Genomic DNA, 25722 nt, shown 5'->3' with positions numbered 1-25722 from the left:
GCCGTATTTCATTTAAATAAAATATTATTTAATTAGAATAGTCAGAAGAAAATGAGCATCTTTATGCATTCTTATACAAATAGATGCTCATTTTTATTTTGTTTTAATTGTGGATATTGAAGCACGTATTTTCTTAAGACGTTGCTGTGCTTGCTTTTTATGCATGAAGCATAAAATGACATATAAAGAGTCTAAAATGGCAAGCTGAGAAATACGAGAAGAAAGAGCCTCAGATCGAAACTCTATTTCTTCAGAAATGGAAATGAGTACTATATCACCTAATTTAGCTAATGGAGAGGTTTTATGACTGGTAATTACAATCACTTTGGCACCATTATTTTTAGATATTTCGGCTAGATGAATCGTTTCTTTTGATTTTCCAGTATGTGAAATACAAATAGCTACATCTTTTGGCGTCAATAAAGAAGATTCCATGACCTGAATATGATAATCCGAATCATGATGAGGACGAGTTGGGGAACGTAGAAACTTGTGATAAGCGTCTTGCGCAATGATTTCGGAACCCCCTACACCAAAAAAGTAAATATTATTTGCATCACTAATATATCGTGCAGCTTTTGCTAGATCATCTCTTTGAAGGACAGATGATGTTTGCTTGAGTGTCTTGATATTTGAATCAAATACTTTTTGAGCCATAGCTAGCTCATCATCACTGTCCATGATATTTTCAGGAACAGATAAATCAATATCATTGCGCTCAATCAATGCTGTCATCTTAAAATCTTTAAAACCTTTAAATCCAAGTTTTTTTGTGAATTGAAAAAAGGTAGAATCGGCAATTCCAAGATCTGACGAAAGGTCGCTAATGGAATAAGTAGCAATCTTTTTTGGATTTTCAAGAATATAGTTGGCAATCCTTTTTTCTGTAGGACTTAACTCAGAATATATGGATTTGATCTGCAAGGGAATAGGAATTTTCATGCTGCATCTCCTTTCTTGTTCTATATATATATTATAACACCACTAATTTAGGGTAGACAAAAACTAGGTGGAAAATAGAAATTTTTTTATTTTATGAAGTTTATGAAAAATATAAAATTTGATTTAAAGATTCATATGATTAACCATATTTTTTCAATACATCAAAATAATTAATCGCTTTCATAATTATATGATATACACTTAATAAAATATTTTTTTCATAAGAAAGCCTTTACAAAAAAATTTTTTTCGATATAATGGAGATAAAGAATGGAGGTGTTCCAATGAATATTGGACTCATTGGCTTGGGCAAGATGGGATCAAATCTTGCATTAAATCTAGTGGATCATGGACATGATGTTATCGGTTTTGATTTGAATGAAATAGCCAGAGAAGAATTATCTAAAAAAGGCATTTCAGTTGTTTCTACAGTCCAGGATTTGGTAAATTCACTCCCAGAAAGAAAGGTCATATGGATGATGGTTCCTTCTGGAAAAGCAACAGATGATTGCATTCAAGAAGTAATGAATCTGTTAGGGTCAAATGATATTGTTATTGATGCAGGTAACTCTAATTATAAAGACTCTATTCGTCATGCGCAAATACTTTCTGAAAAGGGGTTAAAATTTTTAGATGTCGGTACATCTGGTGGTACTTCAGGAGCTAGACATGGAGCTTGTTTGATGATTGGCGGAGATCATGAGGCATATGAATATTTAGAAAATGTGTTTATGGATGTCTCTATTGAGGATGGATGTCTTTATACTGGTAATGCTGGAAGCGGTCATTTTATGAAAATGGTACATAATGGGATCGAATATGGCATGATGCAGGCTATTGGAGAAGGTTTTCAGATTATGCGTCAATGCCAATTTGATTATAACCTGGCAGAGGTGGCAAAAAATTGGAATCATGGATCAGTAATCCGTGGATGGTTGATGGAAATTGCACAAAATCAATTTGAAGCACATCCGGATCTTGCAGATATTAAAGGTGTTGTTGCTGCAAGTGGCGAAGCAAAATGGACAGTGGAAACTGCCTTGGAACTTGAAGTTCCTGTACCAGTTATTGCTTTATCTTTAATGGTCCGTAATCGTTCACAAGAAGAAGATAATTATGCATGTAAAGTGGTTTCCGCATTACGCAATGGCTTTGGTGGACATGCAGTGGTAAAAACAGAGAAGTAAGAGGGTAAATCATGGAATATCGTATAGCAATCATCAATTCAAGCAGTTATGGAAAAATTTTTCCGAATCATATAGAACGATTGAAAAAGATTGGCCTTGTAAAACACTTTACGGTAGATCAACAAATTGATGGGAAAGAGTTGGCTGAATTACTGCATGGATATAATATCATTATTTCTAGTGTGACTCCATTCTTTACAAAAAAATTTTTTGAATATAAAGATGAATTGATTTTAATAGCTCGACATGGAATTGGTTATAACAATATTGATCTAGAAGCTGCAAAAAAGCATGATACAGTAGTAACAATCGTTCCTGCTTTAGTGGAAAGAGATGCAGTTGCAGAAAATAATATAACAAATCTTTTGGCAGTCATGCGAAAGACCAAACAATCAAATGATCGAGTAAAAGCGAACCGTTGGGAAGATCGTGCACAATTTGTAGGACATACATTGTTCAATAAAACAGTAGGGATCATTGGGATTGGAAATACTGGCAGCTGTGTCTGTGAAATCGTACGAAATGGATTCCGCTGCAATGTCTTAGCATATGACCCATATAAATCAAAAATGTATATTGAAAGATATGGTGCTAAGAAGGTTGGATTTGAAGAATTGTTACAAAAAAGTGATGTTATCTGCTTATGTGCAAATTTAACAAAAGAAAATTATCATATGATTTCACATGATGAAGTTATGAAGATGAAAGATAATGTATATATTTCAAATTGTGCTCGTGGTGCATTAGTTGATGAAAAAGCTATTATTTCTGCTCTTCGCTCTGGAAAGATTGCTGGATTTGCCACAGATGTGCTAGAAGAAGAACCTGGGCGATCAGATCATCCATATTTAGAGTTTGATAATGTTATCATGACACCTCACACATCTGCTTATACAATGGAATGTTTAGAAGAGATGGGTGAGAAATGTGTACGGGATGTAGAGATGATTATTGATGGGAAATTGCCTGAACGTGCCGTTCAAGCTATTAGTGTTTATATCAAAGAATAGGGGGGCTAAAAATGTTATTAGATTTACAAGTGAAAGTGGGACCGCAGTATTACCGCTATCATAAGGGTGCAATTGATTTGGTTCCACAACTATTGGACGAGTACAAAGCACAAAATATTTTGATTGTGCATGGGACAATTTCTTGGAAAAAAGCAAAACCGTTTTTAAAATTCTTAGATCTTCCTGATCGTACATTTTACTTCCATGAATATACAGGGGAATGTAGTTATTATGGAATGGAATTGATACAGAAGATTGTAGAAGAAAAAGATATCGATTTTATCATTGGCGTTGGCGGTGGAAAATTATCGGATCTCGTTGGTTTTGCAGGTCATTGTACAAATGTTCCTTTTGGATTGATACCTACCTTAGTATCCAATTGTGCTCCATGGACACCTCTGTCAGTTATGTATGAGGAGAATGGTGCATCAACAGGTGGAACAGAGCATTTTAAACGTCAGGCAGCCTTTTTGATTACTGATCCATATTTGACAATTGATTCGCCTGTTCGCTATTTCGTTGCCGGATTAGCAGACACAATTGCAAAATGGTATGAATCAGAAAGTATTTTGGCACAAGAGAAACTACAAAGCGAAACATTTCCGCAGTTGGCTGGTTATGTTGCAAAAGTATGCAATGATGCAATCGTACGTGATTCGAAAAAAGCGATTGAGGATATGAAACAGGGGAATGTCAGTGATGAATTTGTACGATTATCAGAAATAGTCATTGCTGTTGCTGGTTTATGTGGCGGATTAGGAGACAAATATGCACGTAACGCAGCGGCACATGCTATGCATGATGGAATGGCAAAGTTAATAGAAGATAGTCATCGATTCTTGCATGGAGAAAAAGTTGCATACGGGATCTTATATCAAATGGCTTTAGAAAAACATTGGTCAACGATTGATTCATTGATGCCTTTTTATAAGGATCTAAACTTACCGCTATCTCTGCATCAGATGGGGCTTTATCCAAAAGATGAAAAAGTGATTGACGAGTTAGTTGCATTTATCGATTCCAAACAAAAAGTACATTTGATACCGACTGAGGTGAATGTCACTACACTAAAACAAGCTTTATACGAACTTGAAGAATACATGAAAAAATATGAAGATTAAAAGGAGATGTAGAATAATATGGAAACCTTAAGTGTTATGCAAAGTTTGTTGATTGCCATCTGGGTAGCATGCGTTATGTCACGTTGGCTATTAGGTGGTGCTACATTAACATTGCGTTTTTCACCATTGATGACAGGACTGATCTGTGGTGTTGTAATGGGCGAAGTTGCACAAGCAATGGTTGTTACAGCTGCATTACAGTTGATTTACATGGGTGTCTTTTCACCAGGCGGTTCTATGCCTAGTGAGCCTTCAATTGCTGCAGCAATTGCTGTCCCGGTTGCATTATTAGGACATTTAAGTGCCGAATCTGCTATTGCTGTTGCTGTTCCAGTAGGTCTGTTAGGTAGTTATCTATACCAGTTACGTTTCTTCATCAATACTTTCTTAGGTAAATATACAGATAAAGCTGTTGAATCTTTGAATGATCGTGCGATTGCTCGCTCAGTCATTGCATACCCGACTATAGCTTCATTTATTTTGTTCGTACCTTTGGTATTTATTGCATTGTATTTTGGTGCACCAGTTATCGCAGATGTAATCAATGCATTGGAAGGAACTGTTGTGATTCATATATTAGATGTTGTTGGTGGTGGCTTGGCAGCTATCGGTATTGCAACTACTGTATATGTTATTGGACGTAAAGAATTTTTGCCATTCTTCTTCTTAGCTTATTTCATGAGTGTTAGTTTTGCTAGCTTAGGCATTACAATGGTAACTTATGCAATCTTTGGTGTAATCATTGCCATCATATTTGTACTATCACAAAAGAATACGAAAACGGGACCTTCAACTGAAACAGCTAATAATGTTGTTGAATTGTCAGATGATGATTATGATGATGGATTCTAGGATAAAGGGGGAGAATAGGCATGACAGATAAAATGAAAGAAGTACAAGCTCCTGAAGAGCTGACAAAAAAAGATATTACCAAAGCGTATTTAAGATGGCATTTTGCAAATGAGATTCCACATTCATTTGAACGTTATTTGGCTCCATCTTTGCTTTATGCAATGCAGCCTGTATTAAAAAAATTGTATAAAGATCCAGAAAAGAGACGCGAAGCATATCAACGTCAATTATTATTCTTTAATACGCAGTTGAGCTGGGGAGGTGGTGTTATCACAGGTTTGATGGCATCAATGGAACAACAGCGCGCTAAAGAAGAATATGAAAATGCAGAAATCACAATGAAAGACGACTTGATGTATAATACGAAAGCTGGTTTGATGGGGGCGTTAGCTGGAATTGGTGATGCAATTGATTCCGGTACGATTCAATATATCTTTATTGCTATTGCAGTTCCTTGGGCTGAACAAGGAAGCCCACTGGGTGCATTATTCCCATTTGTATTCTTTGCCTTATATCAGGTAATCCTTGGACTGTTTTTTGCACATAAAGCATTTGATATGGGGCGTAATGCAACAAGCCTCATGGGAAGTACGGGTGTACAAACAGCTATTGATACATTATCTGTATTAGGTCTTTATATGATGGGAATCTTAGCTGGTCAATACGTAAAAGTTTCTTCATCATTGCAATTTACTATTTCAGGGAAAGAGTTTATCGTACAAGATATTTTAGATACCGTGTTGCCAGGTATTTTACCATTAGCAGTCGTAATGGGTGTATTCTTCTATTTTAATAAAAAAGGTCTAAAAGTTACACAAGCGTTACTTTGGTTGACTTTGATCTTAATTGTTTTAGCAGCTATAGGAATTCTATAGAAGGAGGACAATGATGGGAACAATAAATTTAGCACGTGTCGATGAACGTTTGATTCATGGACAGGTTATGATGACGTTATCTCAAAAAGCAGGTGTAAATTCTATCTTTGTTGTCGATGATGTCGTTGCAAAAGATAAATTCATGCGTGAATTATTTAAAAATGCTGGTGCCCGTACAGGAAAGAAGACAATTGTCATTACGCTAGAAAAAGCAAAGATGTATTGGGATGAATATAAATATAAAGATTATAACTGCATTTTAATTGCAAAAACAGTAGATACTATGTATCAATTGGCAAAGCATGGTGTGCCTATGAAAGAATTGAACATAGGCGGAATTGCACAAAAGAATCCAGATACAGACAAATTTGTAACTAAATCTGTATACATTAATAAAACAGATGTTGATAAATTAGTCGAAATGAAAGAACAATATGGCGTAGAGGATATATATTTTCAATCCACACCTGCTGCATCAAAGACTGATTTAAAAGATGTTGTTAGTCAATTTTAGAATTGAATGAATTAATAAGGAAAAGGGGAATTTTACTTCCCTTACCTTCTTATTGGAGACATGAATATGAATGCGAAAGAACAATATAAAGACTGGATCTTACATTATCAATATATATTAAAGAATAGATCAACTCTAAAAAATAAGAAAAAGATGGTACAAGCACTAGTTCATGATATCTTGCAAATTACGAAGAACATTCAGGTCATAGAATTTCAATCTAATGGAAAGGAATCATCACAGAATGTGTATGTTGGAGATCTGAAGCATGCTAATGTAATGATTTGTACCTATTTCGATACACCGCTTTCCTATTGGGGCCCATACTATTTTTTTCAAATAGAGAGTCAAAAAAAACAAACTATGATTAAAAATATTTTTTATGCACTCATTACGTTAGCAATTGGTGTAGGATTAACGCTGTTTTATATGAAGAGTATTTCACAGGGATTTTCTTTCTTTTCTTGGAAGACCCTTGTAGTATCTATGCTTTTTGGTATTTATTTTGTTTTTTTAGCGAAAGTCTCCAAAGGTCAATTAAATAGAAAAAATCTGATACGCAATACATCATCCATTCTTTGCTTGTTACAGATGATACGTGATAATAAACGGAAAGATGTCGTATTTGCGTTTCTAGACAAAGGTTGTCAAGGTGATTTGGGATTGGAAGCAATGAAGGATTCACTTCCAAAGGACTGTAAGATTTATTATCTTGATTCAATTGGCGCACATGCTCCATTACATGTCCTTGGTCGAGATTTTTCACAAGAAATATTAGATAAATATTCAATTGATTGGTATACAAAAGAAAATGATGTAAATGTTTGGATCAGTGCAGATAAAAACTCAAAAGGATTGATGTTAACAAAAAAACAATTGAATCAGAAGGTAATTGAAGAAAAGAATATAGAGACCTTTATGAAGGTAATGAGGGAGATGCTATGTTAGGAATTGTAATTGCAACACATGGAACTTTTAGCAATGGTTTAAAAGATGCAGCAGAAGTAATCATGGGAGAAACAAATAATATTGCGACTGTAAATCTTTTGGCAGGAGAAGATGTTCAGAAATTGTCTGGAAAAATCACAGAAGCTATATCGAAAGTAAACCAAGGAGATGGAGTAATTGTGCTAACAGATTTAATTAGTGCTAGTCCATATAATCAATCATTGATTGCTACTTCATCATTGGAGAATACGTTAAAAAATGATGTATATGTCATCGGTGGTGTTAATTTGCCGGTTTTGTTAGAGGCAATCAATGCACAGATTTTGAATACCCCTATACATGAATTAGCTAGTGCAGCTGTTGAACAAGGTAAACAAAATATCGATTTATGGCATGCAGCTGACGATACAGAAGAGGAAGATGATTTTTAGAATGGAGATGATTGGATGAAGTGGGGATTTCGCTGGTATGGTGAAAAAGATTCGATACCATTACATCATTTTCGTCAAATTCCGGGTACGGATGGTGTTGTAGGAACTTTACTAGGCAAATTACCTGGTGAAGTTTGGGAAAAGGAAGAAATTAAAAAGTTTAAATCTTCTATTGAAAAAGAAGGATTAGAACTTCTTGGAATTGAAAGTGTAGCCGTACATGATGCAATCAAGGCAGGAACAGGTGAAAGAGATAAGTACATTGATAATTATATAGAAACGATAAAAAATTTATCTGCTTGTGGAATTCATCTTGTTTGTTATAGCTTTAAACCAATTTTCGGTTGGGCTAAAACAGATTTAAATTATAAAAATCCAGATGGAAGCTATTCATTGGTTTTTGATCAAAATACATTAAAAGATATGGATGCTTCACAAATGTTTCAATTGGTGAATTCGCAAGCCAATGGTTTTCAATTACCGGGATGGGAAGAAGAGAGATTGAAAAAATTTAATGTATTAGCGGATTTGTATAAAGGTATGACAGAGGAAGATCTGTTTAATAATTTAAAATATTTCTTAGAAAAAGTCATTCCGGTATGCGAACAGGTAGATGTAAAAATGGCAATCCATCCGGATGATCCTCCTTGGGAAATATTTGGTTTACCAAGAATCACAAAGAATTTACGAGATTATAGACGCATTTTAAAAGCTGTCGATTCTCCATACAATGGTGTTACTTTATGTACAGGATCTCTTGGGGCGAATCCAGAAACTAATTTGGTACAAGTAATACATGAATTAGCAGGTAGGATTCATTTTGTCCATTTGCGTAATATTGAGTTTTTAGGAGAACAAAAATTCCGTGAAAGTGCACATTGTTCGGAAGACGGGTCTTTTGATATGTATCAATTGATGAAGGCTTTAATAGAAATCCATTTTGATGGTGTCATTCGTCCTGATCATGGCCGAAAAATATGGGACGAAGTAGCTATGCCAGGGTATGGTTTATACGATAGGGCATTAGGTTTTATGTATCTGAAAGGGCTATATGAAGCTATTTGTAAATCAAGATTGGAAGAAGGGAAAAAATGATCGAGCAATTAGAAAAAGTAAAGTTATTACCTCTTTATACTGTGACAGATCTGCATTGCTTACCACAATTAGAAAGTATTTTAGTAAATGCGGGAGTGCCGTTTATTGAAGTTACTTTTCGAAGTCATCTGGCATTAGAAGCAATCAAGATTTTATCCCGTTCTGGTAAATTGATTGTTGGTGCAGGAACTGTTAGAACAAAGAAAGAAGCGGAGGATGCTATTGCAAATGGAGCACGTTTTATAGTGTCACCTGCTTTGGTTGACGAAGTTGTTCAATACTGTATTGAAAAAGATATTCCTGTAATACCGGGAGTGGCAACACCAAGGGACATACAATCAGCATTGAATTATGGTATCCATACTGTTAAATTTTTTCCAGCTGATATTTACGGTGGTGTGACAGCTATTCGATCATTAAGTGGCCCATTTTATGATGTACGCTTTTTGCCAACCGGCGGTGTAAACAGTGAAAACTGTTTGGACTACTTGGCAAATGATCGTGTAGTAGCAGTAGGGGGCTCTTTCATCATATCTGAAAAAGATGTCCAAAAAGATCCTCAGGAAGCGCAAAGAAAACTGAATGAACTTGTGCAAAAAGTTAATGGATGATATACAATTAGTCATATTTGATATGGATGGTCTAATGATAGAAACAGGACGTTTCTTATATCAAATATATTTGGAATCCGCACAAATATGGAATTTTGAAATGAGTTATGAGGTCTATGAATATCTGACAGGAAGAAATGATGAGGATATAAGGAAAGAGCTAATCACTTTATATGGAGAAGAGGCTCCTACACGGTCGTTTAGGGATACAATCATCGAAATACGTAATCAAAGGTTAAAGAGGCGGGTAAAGGTTGGAAAGAAAAAAGGATTATTAGAATTATTGAACTATTTAAAAGGAATAGGTATGAAAATAGCACTATGCTCAGGTAGCACAATGGATACAATTCTATATTGGTTAGATGTGGAACAGATTCCGATGATTTTTGATATTATCATAGATGGTAGTAGTGTTATTAAAAGCAAACCTGATCCTGAAATTTTTTTAAAGGCATGCACGTTTTTGAATATTTCTCCTTTGCATACAATTGTATTAGAAGATTCAATAGCGGGAGTAAATGCTGCATTAAGGGGTGAAATGCATCCGTTTTGGATCAAAGATGATTTATCTGATATGCCAAACTATGCTGGAAAGTATAAGCTGCTAAAAAAAATAGAAACGACTAAAAATCAAACTATAAAAGGTGCCCTAGAATATGAAAGTTTATTAGAGGTCAAAAAATATATAGAGACAAAATTAAGAGTGTGAATATAGCATCATGCTCTTTTTAATTTAGATGTGATGTACCATCTTTCATTTCAACTATTTATTAGTTATATTACTTTTTGAATGATGGAATTGCAATTTCTGTTAGTCTTTTCATCATGATTATGCTCGACTCTTGTTAATCTTAGGTTTGGAAATTATGTGGCGAGTGCATTGAAACCATCAAATAAAAAATGCAATATCTATGTGAAATTATTCAATAAATGCTAATCATGTAATATAACATGATACTGATAGCCATTTTAAATATATGGCATGTTTTTGTGCAGATGAAGCTCATAATAACAAATATTATTATTCATAAGTTATCATTTTCAAGTATACATTAATAGAAAATATGGATCAAACATGGATGTATATCAGTCAAATGAACATTTTATATGTTATTTTGGCTGTTTTTTATGAAAAATAAGATGACCAAATTAAAGGATTTATTCCTTTTGATTTATAGAATATAAGTTCGTATATAGAAAAGGTGATGATTATATAGAGATGTGATTGGGGAAGCGGATACTGCAAAAACCATGTAATAAGGGAATGAAACAGAAAGAACAAGAATGAAGAAACCCATAACATTTTGTTATAGGGAGGTTTCTTGATAAGAACTTCACAATGTATTGCCAATTCATTAAACTGATAATGTCATAACTTTGTTAATTAATTAACGAGCAAGTAGGGAGGAAGAGAAATGGTTTTTGACATTTCGTACATTTGGGTAGGTTTGATGAATTTCATCAGCTTTTTTATCCAGGGATGTACAGGTTTTGGTAGTACGGTCATTGCGGCAGCCGTAACGAATGGTATCTTAGGAACAGCAGTAGGTGTGCCTTTTGGAACAATGATCACGATTCCGTTATTTATTGTTTTATGTTTAAAAGAAAGAAAAAATGTAGCTTGGAAAGATTTGGGGAAAATCGTCGTTTTCTGTGTGCCTGGTTTATTCATTGGAAATTTCTTGTTCTATATGATGGATCAAGTTACAGCAAGCATCATCATTGGGGGCATCGTTACTTTTATAGCATTGATGAACATTTATAAATCTATTATCGTACCTCTTATTTTGAAAAAAGAAGTAAAAGAAGATGTTGAAGATACGACAGCAAAAAAAGCATTGCGTTATCTGTGCTTAGCTGTTGGCGGAATTGTACATGGTGCATTTAATATTGGAGGTCCTTTGATCACGGTCTATACGATCTATGCGGTAAAAGAAAAAGAACATTTCCGTAATACGATGACTTGGGTATGGCTGGTACTGAATTGTATCAATGCATTTAACCAGGTAAGAAATGGAGCTTGGACACCTGAATTAAGCAGTGCTTTGGTCGTAGGTCTTCCATTTGCTGCCGTAGGATTTATCTTAGGGGCATTGTTCTTGAAAAAGATCAACAAGGAAACATTCTTGCGTATTGTTTACTTAGTACTGTTATTTGTAGGTGGCAATATGTTATTGACAAACTTGATGTCTGTGCTTTAAAGGGGGAGATATATCATGAAAGATTTTAATTTTAAAGTTCCACAGGACATTCATTTTGGAGTAGGCAGTTTAAAAAAATTACCAGAGATCTTGAAAGAGAATCAATCCGATCATGTGCTGTTGATTTCAGACCATGGTCTGGAGAGTTTGGGCGTAGTTGCCAAAGTTGAAAAGATCGTGAAAGATGCAGGTATTGCATGCACAAGTTTCTTGGATGTCGTACCAAATCCAACGATAGAATGTGTTGAAAATGCAGTTAAGACTTATAAAGAATGCGGAGCTACAAGTATTGTCGCACTTGGTGGCGGTTCTCCGATGGATGTGGCAAAATCAACTGGTGTGCTGGTGAAATTTGGCGGTAAAGTAACGGATTATGAAGGTCTTTACAAGGTTCCAGGACCAATCGTACCAATGATCGCTATTCCGACGACAGCAGGAACAGGCAGTGAAGTTACGGCTTCTTCTGTTATTACGGATGAGGCTAGAAATTACAAGTTTTCTATCATCAGTTATGAGATCTTGCCAAAATATGCTATCTTGGATCCGGAATTAATTATGACAGCTCCTGCCAGTGTTGCGGCTTCTTGTGGTGTTGATGCATTCATTCATGCATTAGAAGCATATATTTCAAATTTTGCAACACCATTTACAGATGCAATGGCAGAAAAAGCAATGGAATTGATTGGAAGCAATATCCGTCGTTTTGTTGCAAATCGTAAAGATGAAACTGCTGCATGTGCAATGATGTTAGGTTCCACCTTTGCAGGAATGTCATTCGCTTGGGCCAAGTTAGGAAATGTGCATGCAATGAGTCATCCAGTTTCTGCTTATTTCCATGTTGCACATGGTGTGGCGAATGCAGTGTTATTGCCAACAGTAGTAGAATACAATGCTTTGGCAGACCGTGATGGAAGATATGAAAAAATCTATAACTTTATCCGCAGTGACAAGAAGCCTGCTGAGAATTTTAATACGCAGATGCTGGTAGATGAAATCAGAAAATTAAATAAAGATCTAGGTATCCCTTCTTCATTATCTGAGGTAGGCGTAAAAGAAGATAAGATCGAAGCGATGGCAGAAGATGCAATGAAGAGTGCAAATGTCATGGCAAATCCGCGTGCTACCAGCGTAAAAGATATTATTGCATTGTACCATAAAGCAATGTAACAGGTGTTTGCTATGGTAGAAATGGATTGTATCTATACGGAATCTGATTGGGCCGCATTATTAGAACAACAGGAAAAATTGTTGCAGTATGAGTCTTTTTCTCGAGAAGATGCTTTAGAATTAGGCTTATTGATCGAAAAAATTGCAAGAACAAAATTTCATGGCTCTGTTGCGATCCGCATCATTGAAGAAGATAATGATATTTTTCTATATCGGATGCCTGGATCAGTCAAAGATGCAGATTGGTGGATGCAAAATAAATACATCAATGCCCGTTTTATAAGAATGAGTTCTCTTCGTGCTCTTGTTTTAGCAAAGAATGGAGAATTTGATCCGCAATGGACCCCATGGAATCAATATCTATGTGGTGGTTGTATTCCTATCTTTAATAAAAATGGCGGTCGTCCATTTGGCTATGTGGTCATCTCGGGGATGAAACATTATGAAGATCATGAAATAATTGCAGAAGCAATGGCAGAACAATTACATGTAGATATACCCAAGATCACGAAGACAGAAAGATAAAAGAATTCCAGCTTAACGGCTGGAATTCTATTTGATGTTTTTTCTGGCAGTGTCAATGAAATCTTGCCAGATGCCTGGCAATGTTTTTCGTGGTTGATAACCAAATGACAAGGTTCGATGTGTTCGATACTGACTTTCAATATTCAATTTGATAGTGCCTTCGCTTGGGGTTTTAAAGATATCGGGCATGATGCAATAATATTGATTGCTGGGAATCAGTGAAAGGATCGTTGACCAGCTTTCACTTTTGAAAATCGGATTTGGTTGAAATCCTCCTTCTTTGTAGTATTGTTTGACCAATCGATTGAATCTTTCATGTCCGTTTCCTTCAGCACATGGATAATTTTTTAATGATTTTAAAGGAATTGAGCCTTTTTGGATATAGGAAGACAAATCAGGATGCGCATGATATGTCTCTGGTAAAAAAATGACAATGTCTTCTTTACAGATGGCAGTTGTATCCAGACGCGGATCACAATATTCTTCCTGCGTTAATATGATATCGATATCTCCATTGATACACATGGATTCAAGCACATCCGTTTTGTTAATGATCAAACTTACTTTGACTTCTGGATGCTCTTGAACAAAATATGGCAGGAACTGTGATAACAGTGTCTCTGAATAACAGTTTGCCAGACCAAAACGTAAGATCTTTTCTTTTTGTTTTGGAAGATCGCGGATTTCATTCAAAAGCTTATCTCGCATCTTAATGATCGATAACCCCTTGTTAGCAACAAGTTCTCCAGCTTTGGTCAATGTACATCCAGAAGGATGACGTTCGAGCAGAGGTTGACCTAAGTTTTCCTCCATCCTTTTGATATATTTTGATAAAGCAGGCTCGCTCATATAGAGATGAGAGGCTGCTTGAGAGATGCTTTTATATTTTTGAATTGCAATCATGACATCAATTGTCTGGAAAGAAAATGCCATAAAAAACTCCTTCTCTCGTCAAATATTCACTTTAATTATAATTCAAAATGAAATTGAAAAAAAGGGGGATTTTCTATGCAAAAGCACAATGTTTTTCATATTTGTATGGGCCCTGTTCTCGCTCTGCTTGCTTTCTTGTTCCTCCATCAGCTTTTTGACAGACAAAGTGCAATCGCAATTGCCACGATGTTATGGATGATCGATTGGTGGATCTTTCGACCGGTCAATATGTCGGTAACAGCACTTTTACCGATAGTTATCAATGCCATCTTTCCAATCGTCGATATGAGTGTACTTTTATTATCGTATGTTTCCAGCAGTATCGTATTAATATTTGGGACAGGACTCTTATCGATGAGTTGGGAGAATACAGGTCTAGACAGAAGGATCGCTTTAAAAGTCCTTTCTTGTATCGGACCATCGATTCACTCACAGATATTGGTTTGGTTTTCAGCCAGTGCCATTTTGTCTTCTTTTATGCCGAATGTTGCCGTATGTGCTTTATTATGCCCGATCGCAATTTCGATGTTTAAGAGCATTGGATATGACATGCATATGCGCAATGACAGTATAAATATCGTATTGTTGTGCATTGGATGGGGTGCCGGTATCGGCGGTGTCGGCTCGCCATTGGGAGGTGCGATGAACATCACTGCCATTTCTTATTTGAATGATTTTACACAACAGGAGTTTATGTATATTGATTGGGTGATCCGTATGATTCCCTATCTGGTGATCGTAATGGCTGTGTTGAGCATCGTCATGATACGGATAGGGAAAGACTGCGACCCGATCAAAGGTTCAAAAGCCTATTTCAATGAATTGCTGCAGCATCTGCCACCCATGCATAGAGATGAGAAAATAAGTTTAGTTTTATTTGTTCTCGCTGTTGTTCTTGCATTTGTCAGACCGCTTTATGCAGATTTCTTTATTGGTTTAGAACCAGCTTATGTTTTTTTGATCATCGGAGCATTATTATTCTTTTTGAGACGAGAAAACGGACAGCCTTTTCTTACCATGAAACAAGTAGAGAAAGAAAGCCTGTGGGGCATGATGATGTTGTTTGGAGGGGGCATGGCTTTAGGTACGTTAGTGAATGAATCACAAGCGGCTGGCTTTATCGTTGATCTGTTTTTAAATATACCAATTCATAATATGTTCCTGCTCGTGGTTATTATTTTTGTAATAGCTACATTATTATCCGAAGTGACAAATTCTACCGTATGTGCCGCAATATTGACCAGTATCGTTTTACATACGACAAGCAGCATGGGCTTTTCGCCGATCCCTTTTTGGTTTGGATTATGTATCGCCATGAATGCTGAATTCCTGCTTCCGATCAGTGTGAGAGCAATTCCTGTATCCTATGGTTTAGATCCAGGTTTCATGATGAAAAAGGGAACAAAAATGGTCTTGATTCGTTTGCTTATAGGAATTGGTTACACTTATTTATGCATGTCATTGTTTCCCGGATTTGGAAATTTGACAATATAGAAAGCTTTCATCATGCCTGGCAACAAAATAAGTCCTTTTATGATATCCGTTTGTTAAAGTTTCTCCTTGTATGTTCTGTTGCGAACAATCTTTTCTGGAGGTGAGAGCCAATAGCGATACCTGCCAAATTTCTCCCTTGGTATTACTAAAATGACATTAAAACATGTGTTTCATTTGTTCTGTTCATGCTAGATTCACAATTCACCTTATATTTTATATGTATGATACATGTTTTTTTAAAAAGGAATAGATAGCAGGTATCGATCTTCTCGAACAGTGGGTCCTGTTGACCAATTGATCATATCAATATCTTGCAATAGGCATTGTGATTGATAGAGAGAAGGGAATCGCAGGTTTTGGTAATACCAAGAATTGAATATGATCGGTCGCAAGAGAGAAGTTTGTTTGCGGCCATTTTTATTCGATGCAGAAAAATGTAGGAATATGTGTAAATCTATTTTTATAATTGCAATCGTACAATGCCGTATCTGTTCAGATAAAGCAAAGAAATGATTTGCATATTCATTTATTTACAAAAGTGCTGAAATTTATTATAATAACCCCGCGTTTGTAAGAAAAGAATCATTTGTTTCTTAAAAGAGAAGGGGGAATTTGAATTATGATTCGTTTTTTTCAAAAGAATATTGAACCTAATAAAAAGGTAAGAGTGATCGAACTGGTATTGCTTGCCTTATTGATCATCGGATCCATTGCTTCCTATGCAATTGGTTTCTCTAAGGTCCATTCAAATGTCGGACAGCTGCAATTTGTACAAAGCATCGAAATGCAGCGGGATACGAGCGTAGAAGATTATGATGGTGAAGAAGATACGGTTTGCGATGTGATCTATCGCAGCGGCGATAAGGAATTGATCGTTACATATACGTATGAGGAATATGAGCAATTGGACAGCGACTCGATCACGGCTTATGAATTTGAAGGAGCAAATGGTACTTATCTATATTTTGATCATCAAGATGTCACGCAGGAGCAGGCACAATATGCTTATGCTCAGACCATGGCCAATCAATCAATGCCGATCTTTAACTTTGCGAATGCATCTTTGATCCTGGTATTATCCTTATTGATCATGACATTGTTTGCAAAGCAATTTACGACCTATGAGAAATCCTGGTTCTTATCGATCATGGTATTGGCTACGATCTTCTCTGTGCTATTTCCTGAAGAGAGTGCCAATGGCGTCAATGGAATCATCATCATGTGGCTGTATCTATTGGATACATTCTTGAATATTCTTTGCGAATTGCTCATTTCAAAACAATCCCGATACAATTTCCTGGTATCTGTGTTCGTAGAAATCGTAGAAATCGTAATTTCCATCGTGTTGATGTATCGCTTTGCAACTTTGGCAACTACCTTGTTCTTCTGGCTGCCGATCGATATCATCAGCTACATCAACTGGTCAAGACATAAAGATGATGTCGAAGATGAATTGACGGTCGTACGCCGTTTAAAAGGATGGCAGGAAGTATTAGTGATCGTTGGTATCTTTGTCTGGACGATCGTAATTGGTTATTTGATCAGCGGTTTAGATATCGCTACAGATTTTTATCATAATCAAACGTTAGAAACAGCAGTGATCTATATTGATGCCTGTGCTTCTGCAGTCGGTATCGCAAATGGATTGTTTATTTTCTTCCGGTTTAGAGAACAGTGGATCGCCTGGTATATTTGTGCAGCATTAGAAGCTGCGATCAATATCATTTCTGGACAATATGTATTGTTGATCTTGAAACTTGGTTATTTTACGAATACGACTTATGGATATATCAAGTGGAGCAACTACATCAAGACGCATAAAGAAGAGAAACAATTGTCGATCTTTTAATAACATCTTGAGGATATTGGTAAAAACTGATAAAATAATACAGGATAAATAGTATAAATATAGAAAATAGGAGTGAAAAAGTATGGCAATTTCAGCAGGAGATTTTAGAACAGGATTAACTTTGATCGTTGACGGCGATCCTTGGCAGGTTTTGGATTTCCAACATGTAAAACCTGGAAAAGGTGCAGCCATCCTGAAAACAAAAATGAAGAATTTGAAGACAGGAAATACACAGGAAAGAAACTTCAATGCTTCTACAAAATTTGAACAGGCAAATATTTCCAAGAAGACTGCACAGTATTCATATAAAGCAGATTCTACTTATTATTTTATGGATATGGAAACATATGAAACATATGAGCTGACAGAAGATCAGGTAGGCTTCAATAAATACTTCATCGTAGAAGGTGCAGAAGTATCTTTGATTTTCTTTGAAAGTTTATTGTTATCAGTATCTGTACCGGAAAAAGTAGAATTGACAATTGCAGAAACAGATGCAGCAATCAAAGGAGCTCCATCCAATCAGACAAAAGATGCTGTAACTGAGACAGGTTTATCTTTACGTGTTCCACAATTTATTGAACCTGGAGAAAAGATCGTTGTTTTCTCAACAGATGGTAAATATGCAGGAAGAGCTTAATGAGCTCTTCTTTTCAAATGAACAAGATCGTATTAATTACAGGTGGAGCTTGTGGAATCGGCAAAGCAATTGCGTTGGAGCTGGCAAAAAATAAGTATGATATCGTGATTAATTATCTAACTTCCCAGCAGGCAGCGATTGCTTTGAAAGAACAGATCATACAGTCGTATGGTGTACGTTGTTTAACCATTCAGGCGGATGTATCAGATGAAGATCAAGTCAACTTGATGGTAAATGAAATAGAAGAAAAACTTGGCGGCGTGGATGTTTTGATCAATAATGCAGCCGTTGATCTCTCCAATCTGTTTCACTTAAAAAATGCAGAAGAATTCCGTAAAACGTTGGATGTGAATGTGATTGGTGCATTCAATTGCAGCAAACGAGTGTATCACCATATGTTGGAACAAGAATATGGACGTATCATCAATATTGGATCAACGAACGGCATCAATACCTATTATCCAATGTGTATTGATTATGATGCCTCTAAAGCGGCATTGATCTCTATGACGCATAACTTGGCCTTTGAGTTTGCCCCTTATATTCATGTCAACTGCGTCGCCCCGGGCTTTATTGGAACAGAAAATGAATTAGATGGTTATGATGAAGAATTCCTGAAGGAAGAGGTTGAAAAGATCATGGTCAAACGCTATGGGGATCCCAAGGAAGTGGCATATCTGGTAAAATTTTTGATCAGTGAAGAAGCAAATTACATTAATAATACGGTGATTCGCATTGATGGCGGTCAAATTGGGAGTTGTTAAGAAATATAGATATATAATAAGAATAGTTACAACAGTAGAAAGAATAAATCATGTTTGTTGTAAAAAGAAAGGAACTGGAAGATGGAATTCATTTTAGACTCAGCAGATATAAAGCAAATTAAAGAATTGAATCATATTTTAAGTGTCACTGGTGTAACGACGAACCCAACGATCATTTCAAATTCCGGGAAAGAAGTAAAAGAACTGATTTTGGAATTAGATACAATACTCAGTGAAGAACAGTTGATCTTTGTGCAGGTGGTAAAAACGGATTTTGAAGGAATCATGGAAGAAGCAAAATGGATATCTTCTTTGCGTCCAAAAAATATATTTGTCAAGATTCCAGTGACACATGAAGGATTATGTGCAATTAAAGAATGTAAAAAACTGGGTATTCCTACATTAGCAACTACGATCTATACGGCTGAGCAGGGATTTATGGCCGCAATGAACGGTGCTTCTTATTTGGCTCCATATGTTAATCGGATGGATAGTTACGGTGATGGTGTCGGTCAAGTCAAAGATCTTATCGAAATGTTAAAGATTCATGAAATGGAAGCAAAAGTGGTGGCAGCAAGTTTTAAAAATGTTCGCCAGGTACATGAATTGCTCTGTGCCGGTATACAGGCGGTGACCGTTCCTTGTGACATTGCCTATAAAATGATCGGCCATCCTGCGACAGAGATTGCGGTCAAGGAGTTTAGCGATACCTGGGAAAAGACTTATCATCGACAGGGGCTATTTTAATGTATAGGAAAAAAGAATGCTAGTTGGCAGCATTCTTTTTTTGATAGATCGTCATTAGAAATGATAATTATTTATGAGTTGCATTCGTTTGCTGTTTCATATTGGTGAGTGCCAATAAAATCGAAAGTTTTCCATATTCAAATGTCAGCCCGCCTTGCATATAGAGCGTATAAGGTTCTACGACAGGTGCATCTGCACTTAATTCAATGGTGCTTCCTTGTGTAAAGCTTCCAGCAGCCATGACTTCATCAAATGGATAGCCGGGCATCGGAGCAGGCAAGACGCGTACGAAAGAATCAATAGGACTGGTTGACTGGATTCCCTGCGTGAAGTTTACTAAATTTTCTTTCGTTCCCAGTTCTAATGTCTGGATGATATCTGTTCTTTCTTCATCATAAGCAGGAGAAACATTTTTATATCCTAGTTTTTCTAACATATAAGCTGTGAATACAGCAGTTTTCAATGCACTTTTGACTGCATTCGGAGCCATGAAGATCCCTTTGAAAAACGAAATATTTAAATTAAAGTTGGCGCCTAATGATTTGCCGATTCCAGGAGCTGTCAATCGCTCTGCGACCATTTTGATCAAATCTGTCTTACCAGCGACATAACCGCCGGTGCTGGCGATACCGCCTCCTAAATTTTTCATCAATGAACCGACAACGATATCTGCTCCGACATGACCGGGTTCTAATTTTTCAACTAATTCACCATAGCAATTGTCCACCATGATGATCACATCCTGATTGGCTTCCCGTATCTTTTGGATGATTCTCTTTATTTTTGCTATCGTAAGCGATAAACGATGGGAATATCCCCGTGATCGCTGTATTTCCACTAGTCGCACATTTTGTTGTCGCAAACGCGTAACGATCTTTTCATCATCAAAATCATCATTGAGCAGATCGATTTGTTCATAAGCGACCCCGTTTGCCTTTAAAGATTGGGTGGAATTGCCATATAGTCCAATCATCTCCTGCAAAGAATCATAAGGATTACCAGATAAAGAAATCATCGTATCCCCATGTTTTAACAATGCAGAAAGGGTAAGATACAAAGCATTGGTCCCGCTCATGATCTGTGGGCGTACCAAAGCATCTTCACATCCCAATACGGCAGCAAAGATCTTTTCCAACTTGTCTCGTCCTTCATCATAATTTCCATATCCGTTCATATCTGCAAAATCGGAATAAGAAACCTGATTGTCAATGAAAGCAGATAAGATTCGATTTGAATTATATAAACAGATATCATCGATATTTTGATAAATATCTTTCAATAACGTATCGGATTCTTTTGCCATAGCAAGCAGATCTTTATCAATTTGTTCATATATCATACAAATACCTCCTAAATCCCGTATTATTATACATGAATCTAAATAATTGCGAAATGGGTTTATTTCATTCCTAGAAAAAAAGAGAGCTTGAAGAAGAGAGCTTGAAGCTCTCTTTTTGAAGCTCTCTTTTTCTTTAAAGACTGGATTGCATGCTCTCTTTTAAGATCGTTATGATATCCTCCCTTGATAAGTCCTTATAACCGCCATTTAAATGAATCGTTGCATCAGCAATGCCTTCGATCATTTCATCTGTTACGCCTAATTCAGTGATGTTCATTGCAAGGCCTAATTCTTTCATCCATGTCTCCATGGCAGCAAGTCCTTTCTCTGCAATTTCTTCATCATTGAGACCAGACGGATCGATGTCCCATACATGGATCGCAAAACGTTTCATCTTCTCTAATCCATCTTTCATGATGAATCGATAATAAGGTAAGGAAACAGCAGATAATGTCATGCCGTGTGTCGCATTTGTGTAGGCACCAACTGCTTGTCCTAACATATGGACCATCCAGTCAGTGGTCTTTCCTTTTGCAATCAATGTATTCAGGGCCCAGGTCGCTGTCCACATGATATTGCTTCGAGCTTCATAGTTCTGTGGATCTTTGTTGGCGATACGGCTTGCATGCAGCAAGGAACGCATTAACCCTTCACTGATATAATCACTCGTATTATCGTCATTGCCGGAGAAATACTGTTCACAGATATGGTTAAAAATGTCATAAATTCCAGCTGTCATTTGATAATGCGGCAATGTGAGAGTATACTTTGGATTCAAAATAGAAAATCTTGGCATGATTTTTTCGTCTGCAAATACATGTCCGATTTTTTGTTTTGTGCTTGGATTGGTGATAACAGCACCAGCATTCATCTCTGATCCTGTACCGACCATGGTCAATACACAAGCAATAGGAACGATCTCACAATCAGGTTCTTCGAAACGAACATAATATTTTTCCCATGGATCTTGTGTGCAATGTACAGAAACTGAAACAGCTTTTGCATAATCACAAACGGATCCACCGCCGACAGCTAACAAAAGATCAGCTTGATGCTGGCGTGCAATTTCAATTCCTTCGTACAGTTTTGGTAAGGTCGGATTGGGCATGACGCCTGCAATCTCTACCACATTTTTTCCATTTTCGTTTAAAATACGGATGACATCATCATAGATGCCATTCTTTTTGATGGAACCTCCACCATAGATAAGAACAACATTTTTGCCGTATTTTGGAAGTTCTGTATGTAATGCATTTAAAGAAGTATCTCCAAAATATAATTTTGTTGGATTACAGTATGAAAAATTTCCTAACATAATTGATCTCCTCTTAATTTAAATTTTTGCCAAATAAATAGAATTCATCTAGTTTTTCTGATGTTTGATTGTGTTTTCCAAAGGCTGAGTAAATGCCCATGTCTTTTAATTTCAAATATTGAAGAAATGAATTTTGATACTCGTAGATTGCTCCACTATATACGTGATCACTTCCGGAACTCAATAACAATGCGGCTTTTTTTAGATGCTTTGGTTTATCTAAAGCATAAATGCGATTGACGGCACATTGCAATTGACCGCTGAAATGATGGTGATAGATCGGGGATGCTAGTATGATCATATCCGCATTGTCCAATAAAGGATATACTTGTTGCATGTCATCCTACTGCATACATTTTCTTTCATGATCGGTTGCTTCTTGATGACAGCATTCATATGCTAAGCAGTCATGGATTTGCATTTGACAAACTGAAATGACATCGATCTGATATCCATTTTTTGTGCCTCTTGGACAAATGCATCTATCATTAATGAAGCATTGCCATTCATATGAGGACTTTCGTTAAAGATGATGATTCGCATAAGTTCACTTTTCTAGTGAAAATGTCACATCTACATTTCCATTGCCGAGTGCTTCGCTCCAGCCATTTAAATCATCGATCCTTCCAATACGAGTATAGCTCCATGTATTGGAACCATAGAAGATGACGATCTGATTGCCTTGATACAATACGATATCACCTGCTTGTGTAGTCGTTTGTGTATCATCAGCAGGTAATTCCATTCCAAGTGGTCCCACTTTTTCAAATCCTGCATAATCACTCATAGAAAGAGTGATCGGTCCTTCTTGCAGTTGATCGATCAATGCCGAAACTGCCGAATTGTTTTCTAATGTTGCAGAAAATGTGTGTCCATTCACCTGTACATATAAGCGCATGACATCTACCTCCTTATCGCTTTCTTCTCGAGCGTTGTCAGGTTCTGCTGTTTCTATTTGTTGACTTTGTTCCTTCTCGCTCTGGTGGCTGCATCCGCCGACCAGCAATAAACCAATAGCCAGAATAGCTATGATTTGTTTATGAAATAGATGCATTCGGCCTACCTCCTTGGTATCCTATAGGAAAGCGCCGTTACATACTTGTAAAACTTGCCCTTTGACATGTCTTCCCATCTTGCTTGCCAGATACAAACAAGCATAGGCCTGGTCGATCGGATCACATTCAGGTCCTGGAAAGTATACATAATGTCCGCTGTATTTCAACATCTCAGCTCCGCCAGGCTGTTCACCAGCTTTGTTTGCCAAATGTGCCGGTGTCACTGTTGCGCCAGGGGCCACCGCATTACAACGAATGTTTGTATTGATCAAGCGCATGGCAACATTTTTCGTTAAGGTATTTAATGCACCCTTTGTAGATGTATATGTTGCTCCACAAAATGGACGAGTTCCGTTCACAGAAGAGACATTGATGATGACCCCCTCATTCTTCGGTAGAAATATTTTTAAGGCTTCACGAATGTAACGCATAGGTCCGCCTAAATTTGTGTTCATGACATACTGCATCCATTCATCATCTGTCTCATCGATCATTTTTTGTTCTCCAATGCCTGCATTATTGATCAGGATATCCACGTCACCAAATTCTTTTAATGCGGTTTCAAATACACGTTTTGTATCTTCGCTTGAACAGACATCTGCAACGACACCGACTGCTTTTCCCCCTTTTTGACGAATCTTCTCTACGACCTGATTTAATTTTTCTTTTCCGCGTGCAGTAATGACTACTGAAGCTCCTTCTTCAGCAAAAAGTTCAGCCATCGTTTGTCCCATACCATAACTGGCACCAGTAATAATGGCAACTTTATCTTTTAACATTTGTTTTTCCATCGTAATTACCTCTCTTTACGATCTTACTGTAACATCGTATTAAATAAATAGCTAATACTTATTGATTATCATATAATATAATTAAAAATTATAGAAATGAAGGATTGCTTTTTTTATCCTGCTTTTTTATGATAAAGAAAAGAAGGGTATGAATAGTATTGTCCCATTGGATGATCTAAAAGGAGAACAATAATGGAAAAAGAGATTCTGCTTGTTACAACGAATTGTTTGCAAGGTTATGAGATTCGCAAGTATTACGGTTATATCAGTGAATCGGTCGTAATTGGTACCGGGTTTGTCACTGAATTTTTTTCATCTGTTTCGGACACATTTGGAACAAATTCAGAAAAATTAGAACGAAAAATTGCTACGGTCAGAAAGCAGGCAGTAGATAAATTAAAAGAGAAAGCAAGATCTGTTGGCAGCAATATCATATTAGGTGTCCATATGGAGGTGAATGAGATCTCATCGAATCAGCGGATGATGTTCATGGTTACCTGTGCAGGGACTGCTGTCTATGGAATCAAACAAAAAGAGAATATAGAACAAAGAGCCGGTCAACAAGTAGATGGAAGCGATGTCTATCGACTGATCGAAACAAAGAAGAAAGCAGTACAGTTGGAACGAATACTGAAAAATACAGATACACATACGGATACTTTGTTAAAATCCGATATATTTGTAGAAGATATGCTGGAACAATTATCGACAGGCGATATCAGCGATGAATTACGCCAATATAGCAATGATGTAGATATGTTGATCCTGCGGTATGCTCTTACGAATGATTTTCGTTTAAGCGAAAAATTGCATCATTATCTTTTTCATCTTCCGATCGATGATTCTTTTTCCAGCGTATTGGAGGAACTGTACGCTTTTTATGTCAATCAGCCAAAAAGATTGCTGCGAATGAAAGAGAATAAGCTTTTTATTGATTTTCTGCATCTGTTAGGAGAATATGCAAAATATCCGGTGATTTTAGAATATATCAAGAAAGACAATATTTATTTTGAAATTTTAGTATTGTACCCTATATTGGAAGGAAAAAAAGCATCTTTTGATAAAGAGGATATTGCAAATATCAAACAAGTGATCGATTTGCTTAAAAAAGCATACTGGTGCGAAGATACAGATGGCTGTTCGGATTATGCTTATATTTGTAAATGCGGAAAAAAGCTGCAGAAAGATGAAATTTGCGGTTGCATGGAAAAAGAACAGAAAATAAATAAAAATAGTTTGCATCTAAAACGCCAGATGATCAGCCAGTTAGAATGGATCTGCAGGGAACTGCAATCGATCTTTCATTATGCGTGAGC

At 36.5% G+C, this 25722-nt stretch carries 27 protein-coding genes; 20 read left to right on the top strand and 7 right to left on the bottom strand.

What is annotated here, in order from left to right; genetic code table 11:
- Positions 1-93 precede the first annotated feature (93 nt).
- Entirely contained in the window at positions 94-942 is an 849-nt protein-coding gene (locus BQ9859_RS11895; protein ID WP_075878368.1) for a MurR/RpiR family transcriptional regulator, read from the bottom strand.
- Positions 943-1226: 284 nt separating this feature from the next.
- Here BQ9859_RS11895 and gnd point away from each other — a divergent pair, with 284 nt between their 5' ends.
- The 14 genes from gnd to BQ9859_RS11825 all read left to right on the top strand — a co-directional run bounded on the left by gnd (position 1227) and on the right by BQ9859_RS11825 (position 13479).
- Positions 1227-2129, top strand: a complete 903-nt coding sequence (gnd, locus tag BQ9859_RS11890) for a phosphogluconate dehydrogenase (NAD(+)-dependent, decarboxylating) (protein ID WP_075878367.1) — start codon at positions 1227-1229, stop codon at positions 2127-2129.
- Positions 2130-2140: 11 nt separating this feature from the next.
- Complete coding sequence (locus BQ9859_RS11885; RefSeq protein WP_202613495.1) at positions 2141-3139, top strand: D-isomer specific 2-hydroxyacid dehydrogenase family protein; 999 nt, start codon at positions 2141-2143, stop codon at positions 3137-3139.
- A gap of 11 nt (positions 3140-3150) precedes the next feature.
- Positions 3151-4260, top strand: coding sequence for an iron-containing alcohol dehydrogenase family protein (locus BQ9859_RS11880; protein ID WP_075878365.1), 1110 nt, complete (start codon positions 3151-3153; stop codon positions 4258-4260).
- An 18-nt stretch (positions 4261-4278) separates the two neighbouring features.
- Positions 4279-5112 carry a PTS mannose/fructose/sorbose/N-acetylgalactosamine transporter subunit IIC gene (locus BQ9859_RS11875; RefSeq protein ID WP_075878364.1) on the top strand — a complete coding sequence of 278 codons (834 nt, stop codon included), beginning with the start codon at positions 4279-4281 and terminating at the stop codon, positions 5110-5112.
- Between the two features lie 20 nt (positions 5113-5132).
- The gene (locus BQ9859_RS11870; RefSeq protein WP_075878363.1) at positions 5133-5987 is read left to right on the top strand and encodes a PTS system mannose/fructose/sorbose family transporter subunit IID; all 855 of its coding nucleotides are present in this window, start codon (positions 5133-5135) and stop codon (positions 5985-5987) included.
- 13 nt (positions 5988-6000) lie between these two features.
- On the top strand, positions 6001-6501 hold the full coding sequence (locus BQ9859_RS11865; RefSeq protein ID WP_075878362.1) for a PTS sugar transporter subunit IIB: 501 nt from the start codon (positions 6001-6003) through the stop codon (positions 6499-6501).
- Positions 6502-6567: 66 nt separating this feature from the next.
- Entirely contained in the window at positions 6568-7449 is an 882-nt protein-coding gene (locus BQ9859_RS11860) for a hypothetical protein (protein ID WP_075878361.1), read from the top strand.
- Positions 7443-7880: a PTS sugar transporter subunit IIA gene (locus tag BQ9859_RS11855; protein WP_075878360.1), complete on the top strand. Its 438-nt coding sequence runs from the start codon at positions 7443-7445 to the stop codon at positions 7878-7880. The genes BQ9859_RS11860 and BQ9859_RS11855 overlap by 7 nt, the downstream gene beginning before the upstream one ends.
- 15 nt (positions 7881-7895) lie before the next feature.
- Positions 7896-8975 carry a mannonate dehydratase gene (gene uxuA, locus BQ9859_RS11850; protein ID WP_075878359.1) on the top strand — a complete coding sequence of 360 codons (1080 nt, stop codon included), beginning with the start codon at positions 7896-7898 and terminating at the stop codon, positions 8973-8975.
- On the top strand, positions 8972-9586 hold the full coding sequence (locus BQ9859_RS11845) for a bifunctional 4-hydroxy-2-oxoglutarate aldolase/2-dehydro-3-deoxy-phosphogluconate aldolase (protein WP_075878358.1): 615 nt from the start codon (positions 8972-8974) through the stop codon (positions 9584-9586). The genes uxuA and BQ9859_RS11845 overlap by 4 nt, the downstream gene beginning before the upstream one ends.
- On the top strand, positions 9558-10295 hold the full coding sequence (locus BQ9859_RS11840; protein ID WP_083662893.1) for an HAD family hydrolase: 738 nt from the start codon (positions 9558-9560) through the stop codon (positions 10293-10295). The genes BQ9859_RS11845 and BQ9859_RS11840 overlap by 29 nt, the downstream gene beginning before the upstream one ends.
- Before the next feature lie 706 nt (positions 10296-11001).
- On the top strand, positions 11002-11787 hold the full coding sequence (locus BQ9859_RS11835) for a sulfite exporter TauE/SafE family protein (protein ID WP_075878357.1): 786 nt from the start codon (positions 11002-11004) through the stop codon (positions 11785-11787).
- 15 nt (positions 11788-11802) lie between these two features.
- Positions 11803-12954, top strand: a complete 1152-nt coding sequence (locus BQ9859_RS11830) for an iron-containing alcohol dehydrogenase (RefSeq protein WP_075878356.1) — start codon at positions 11803-11805, stop codon at positions 12952-12954.
- A 12-nt stretch (positions 12955-12966) separates the two neighbouring features.
- The gene (locus tag BQ9859_RS11825; RefSeq protein ID WP_075878355.1) at positions 12967-13479 is read left to right on the top strand and encodes a heme-binding protein; all 513 of its coding nucleotides are present in this window, start codon (positions 12967-12969) and stop codon (positions 13477-13479) included.
- Positions 13480-13506: 27 nt separating this feature from the next.
- On the opposite strand, the gene BQ9859_RS11820 is transcribed toward BQ9859_RS11825, so the two are convergent.
- Complete coding sequence (locus BQ9859_RS11820) at positions 13507-14412, bottom strand: LysR family transcriptional regulator (RefSeq protein ID WP_075878354.1); 906 nt, start codon at positions 14410-14412, stop codon at positions 13507-13509.
- Between the two features lie 75 nt (positions 14413-14487).
- Here BQ9859_RS11820 and BQ9859_RS11815 point away from each other — a divergent pair, with 75 nt between their 5' ends.
- The 5 genes from BQ9859_RS11815 (at position 14488) to BQ9859_RS11795 (ending at position 19906) form a co-directional block, all read left to right on the top strand.
- Positions 14488-15906: an SLC13 family permease gene (locus BQ9859_RS11815; protein WP_075878353.1), complete on the top strand. Its 1419-nt coding sequence runs from the start codon at positions 14488-14490 to the stop codon at positions 15904-15906.
- A 619-nt stretch (positions 15907-16525) separates the two neighbouring features.
- Positions 16526-17755, top strand: a complete 1230-nt coding sequence (pnuC, locus tag BQ9859_RS11810; protein WP_075878352.1) for a nicotinamide riboside transporter PnuC — start codon at positions 16526-16528, stop codon at positions 17753-17755.
- 82 nt (positions 17756-17837) lie between these two features.
- Positions 17838-18395 carry an elongation factor P gene (efp, locus tag BQ9859_RS11805; protein WP_075878351.1) on the top strand — a complete coding sequence of 186 codons (558 nt, stop codon included), beginning with the start codon at positions 17838-17840 and terminating at the stop codon, positions 18393-18395.
- Between the two features lie 17 nt (positions 18396-18412).
- Positions 18413-19159 (top strand): SDR family NAD(P)-dependent oxidoreductase, encoded by a 747-nt coding sequence (locus BQ9859_RS11800; RefSeq protein ID WP_075878427.1) that lies wholly within the window; start codon positions 18413-18415, stop codon positions 19157-19159.
- Positions 19160-19240: 81 nt separating this feature from the next.
- Complete coding sequence (locus BQ9859_RS11795) at positions 19241-19906, top strand: transaldolase family protein (RefSeq protein WP_075878350.1); 666 nt, start codon at positions 19241-19243, stop codon at positions 19904-19906.
- Positions 19907-19973: 67 nt separating this feature from the next.
- Here the strand turns inward: BQ9859_RS11795 and BQ9859_RS11790 are convergent, their stop codons facing one another.
- From BQ9859_RS11790 to BQ9859_RS11770, 5 genes are all read right to left on the bottom strand, one after another.
- On the bottom strand, positions 19974-21245 hold the full coding sequence (locus tag BQ9859_RS11790) for a methionine gamma-lyase family protein (protein ID WP_075878349.1): 1272 nt from the start codon (positions 21243-21245) through the stop codon (positions 19974-19976).
- A 133-nt stretch (positions 21246-21378) separates the two neighbouring features.
- Positions 21379-22560, bottom strand: a complete 1182-nt coding sequence (locus tag BQ9859_RS11785; protein WP_075878348.1) for an iron-containing alcohol dehydrogenase — start codon at positions 22558-22560, stop codon at positions 21379-21381.
- A 13-nt stretch (positions 22561-22573) separates the two neighbouring features.
- Positions 22574-22897: an NAD(P)H-dependent oxidoreductase gene (locus BQ9859_RS12775; RefSeq protein WP_235846444.1), complete on the bottom strand. Its 324-nt coding sequence runs from the start codon at positions 22895-22897 to the stop codon at positions 22574-22576.
- 210 nt (positions 22898-23107) lie between these two features.
- Positions 23108-23614 carry a cyclophilin-like fold protein gene (locus BQ9859_RS11775; RefSeq protein WP_075878347.1) on the bottom strand — a complete coding sequence of 169 codons (507 nt, stop codon included), beginning with the start codon at positions 23612-23614 and terminating at the stop codon, positions 23108-23110.
- A 21-nt stretch (positions 23615-23635) separates the two neighbouring features.
- Positions 23636-24406, bottom strand: coding sequence for an SDR family NAD(P)-dependent oxidoreductase (locus BQ9859_RS11770; protein WP_075878346.1), 771 nt, complete (start codon positions 24404-24406; stop codon positions 23636-23638).
- A gap of 192 nt (positions 24407-24598) precedes the next feature.
- Between BQ9859_RS11770 and BQ9859_RS11765 the strand changes: the two genes are divergently transcribed.
- A complete protein-coding gene (locus BQ9859_RS11765) occupies positions 24599-25720 on the top strand; it encodes a YbjQ family protein (protein WP_075878345.1) in 1122 nt (373 codons plus the stop codon).
- The last annotated feature ends 2 nt before the right edge of the window (positions 25721-25722 follow it).

Source organism: Merdibacter massiliensis, from assembly GCF_900155395.1.
GTDB classification, from domain to species: Bacteria; Bacillota_I; Bacilli_A; order Erysipelotrichales; family Erysipelotrichaceae; genus Merdibacter; species Merdibacter massiliensis.
This window is presented reverse-complemented; position numbering and strand designations above follow the sequence as displayed.

Excerpts from the sequence above, each read along its gene's own strand:
- BQ9859_RS11865 (WP_075878362.1), top strand. The coding sequence starts at position 6,001 with ATGGGAACAATAAATTTAGCACGTGTCGATGAACGTTTGATTCATGGA.
- BQ9859_RS11830 (WP_075878356.1), top strand. The coding sequence starts at position 11,803 with ATGAAAGATTTTAATTTTAAAGTTCCACAGGACATTCATTTTGGAGTA.
- pnuC (WP_075878352.1), top strand. The coding sequence starts at position 16,526 with ATGATTCGTTTTTTTCAAAAGAATATTGAACCTAATAAAAAGGTAAGA.
- BQ9859_RS11875 (WP_075878364.1), top strand. The coding sequence starts at position 4,279 with ATGGAAACCTTAAGTGTTATGCAAAGTTTGTTGATTGCCATCTGGGTA.
- BQ9859_RS11820 (WP_075878354.1), bottom strand. The coding sequence starts at position 14,412 with ATGGCATTTTCTTTCCAGACAATTGATGTCATGATTGCAATTCAAAAA.
- uxuA (WP_075878359.1), top strand. The coding sequence starts at position 7,896 with ATGAAGTGGGGATTTCGCTGGTATGGTGAAAAAGATTCGATACCATTA.
- BQ9859_RS11895 (WP_075878368.1), bottom strand. The coding sequence starts at position 942 with ATGAAAATTCCTATTCCCTTGCAGATCAAATCCATATATTCTGAGTTA.
- efp (WP_075878351.1), top strand. The coding sequence starts at position 17,838 with ATGGCAATTTCAGCAGGAGATTTTAGAACAGGATTAACTTTGATCGTT.
- BQ9859_RS11880 (WP_075878365.1), top strand. The coding sequence starts at position 3,151 with ATGTTATTAGATTTACAAGTGAAAGTGGGACCGCAGTATTACCGCTAT.
- BQ9859_RS11800 (WP_075878427.1), top strand. The coding sequence starts at position 18,413 with ATGAACAAGATCGTATTAATTACAGGTGGAGCTTGTGGAATCGGCAAA.
- BQ9859_RS11860 (WP_075878361.1), top strand. The coding sequence starts at position 6,568 with ATGAATGCGAAAGAACAATATAAAGACTGGATCTTACATTATCAATAT.
- BQ9859_RS11815 (WP_075878353.1), top strand. The coding sequence starts at position 14,488 with ATGCAAAAGCACAATGTTTTTCATATTTGTATGGGCCCTGTTCTCGCT.
- BQ9859_RS11825 (WP_075878355.1), top strand. The coding sequence starts at position 12,967 with ATGGTAGAAATGGATTGTATCTATACGGAATCTGATTGGGCCGCATTA.
- BQ9859_RS11845 (WP_075878358.1), top strand. The coding sequence starts at position 8,972 with ATGATCGAGCAATTAGAAAAAGTAAAGTTATTACCTCTTTATACTGTG.
- gnd (WP_075878367.1), top strand. The coding sequence starts at position 1,227 with ATGAATATTGGACTCATTGGCTTGGGCAAGATGGGATCAAATCTTGCA.
- BQ9859_RS11790 (WP_075878349.1), bottom strand. The coding sequence starts at position 21,245 with ATGATATATGAACAAATTGATAAAGATCTGCTTGCTATGGCAAAAGAA.
- BQ9859_RS11835 (WP_075878357.1), top strand. The coding sequence starts at position 11,002 with ATGGTTTTTGACATTTCGTACATTTGGGTAGGTTTGATGAATTTCATC.
- BQ9859_RS12775 (WP_235846444.1), bottom strand. The coding sequence starts at position 22,897 with ATGCAACAAGTATATCCTTTATTGGACAATGCGGATATGATCATACTA.
- BQ9859_RS11770 (WP_075878346.1), bottom strand. The coding sequence starts at position 24,406 with ATGGAAAAACAAATGTTAAAAGATAAAGTTGCCATTATTACTGGTGCC.
- BQ9859_RS11765 (WP_075878345.1), top strand. The coding sequence starts at position 24,599 with ATGGAAAAAGAGATTCTGCTTGTTACAACGAATTGTTTGCAAGGTTAT.
- BQ9859_RS11775 (WP_075878347.1), bottom strand. The coding sequence starts at position 23,614 with ATGCATCTATTTCATAAACAAATCATAGCTATTCTGGCTATTGGTTTA.
- BQ9859_RS11840 (WP_083662893.1), top strand. The coding sequence starts at position 9,558 with ATGAACTTGTGCAAAAAGTTAATGGATGATATACAATTAGTCATATTT.
- BQ9859_RS11870 (WP_075878363.1), top strand. The coding sequence starts at position 5,133 with ATGACAGATAAAATGAAAGAAGTACAAGCTCCTGAAGAGCTGACAAAA.
- BQ9859_RS11855 (WP_075878360.1), top strand. The coding sequence starts at position 7,443 with ATGTTAGGAATTGTAATTGCAACACATGGAACTTTTAGCAATGGTTTA.
- BQ9859_RS11885 (WP_202613495.1), top strand. The coding sequence starts at position 2,141 with ATGGAATATCGTATAGCAATCATCAATTCAAGCAGTTATGGAAAAATT.
- BQ9859_RS11785 (WP_075878348.1), bottom strand. The coding sequence starts at position 22,560 with ATGTTAGGAAATTTTTCATACTGTAATCCAACAAAATTATATTTTGGA.
- BQ9859_RS11795 (WP_075878350.1), top strand. The coding sequence starts at position 19,241 with ATGGAATTCATTTTAGACTCAGCAGATATAAAGCAAATTAAAGAATTG.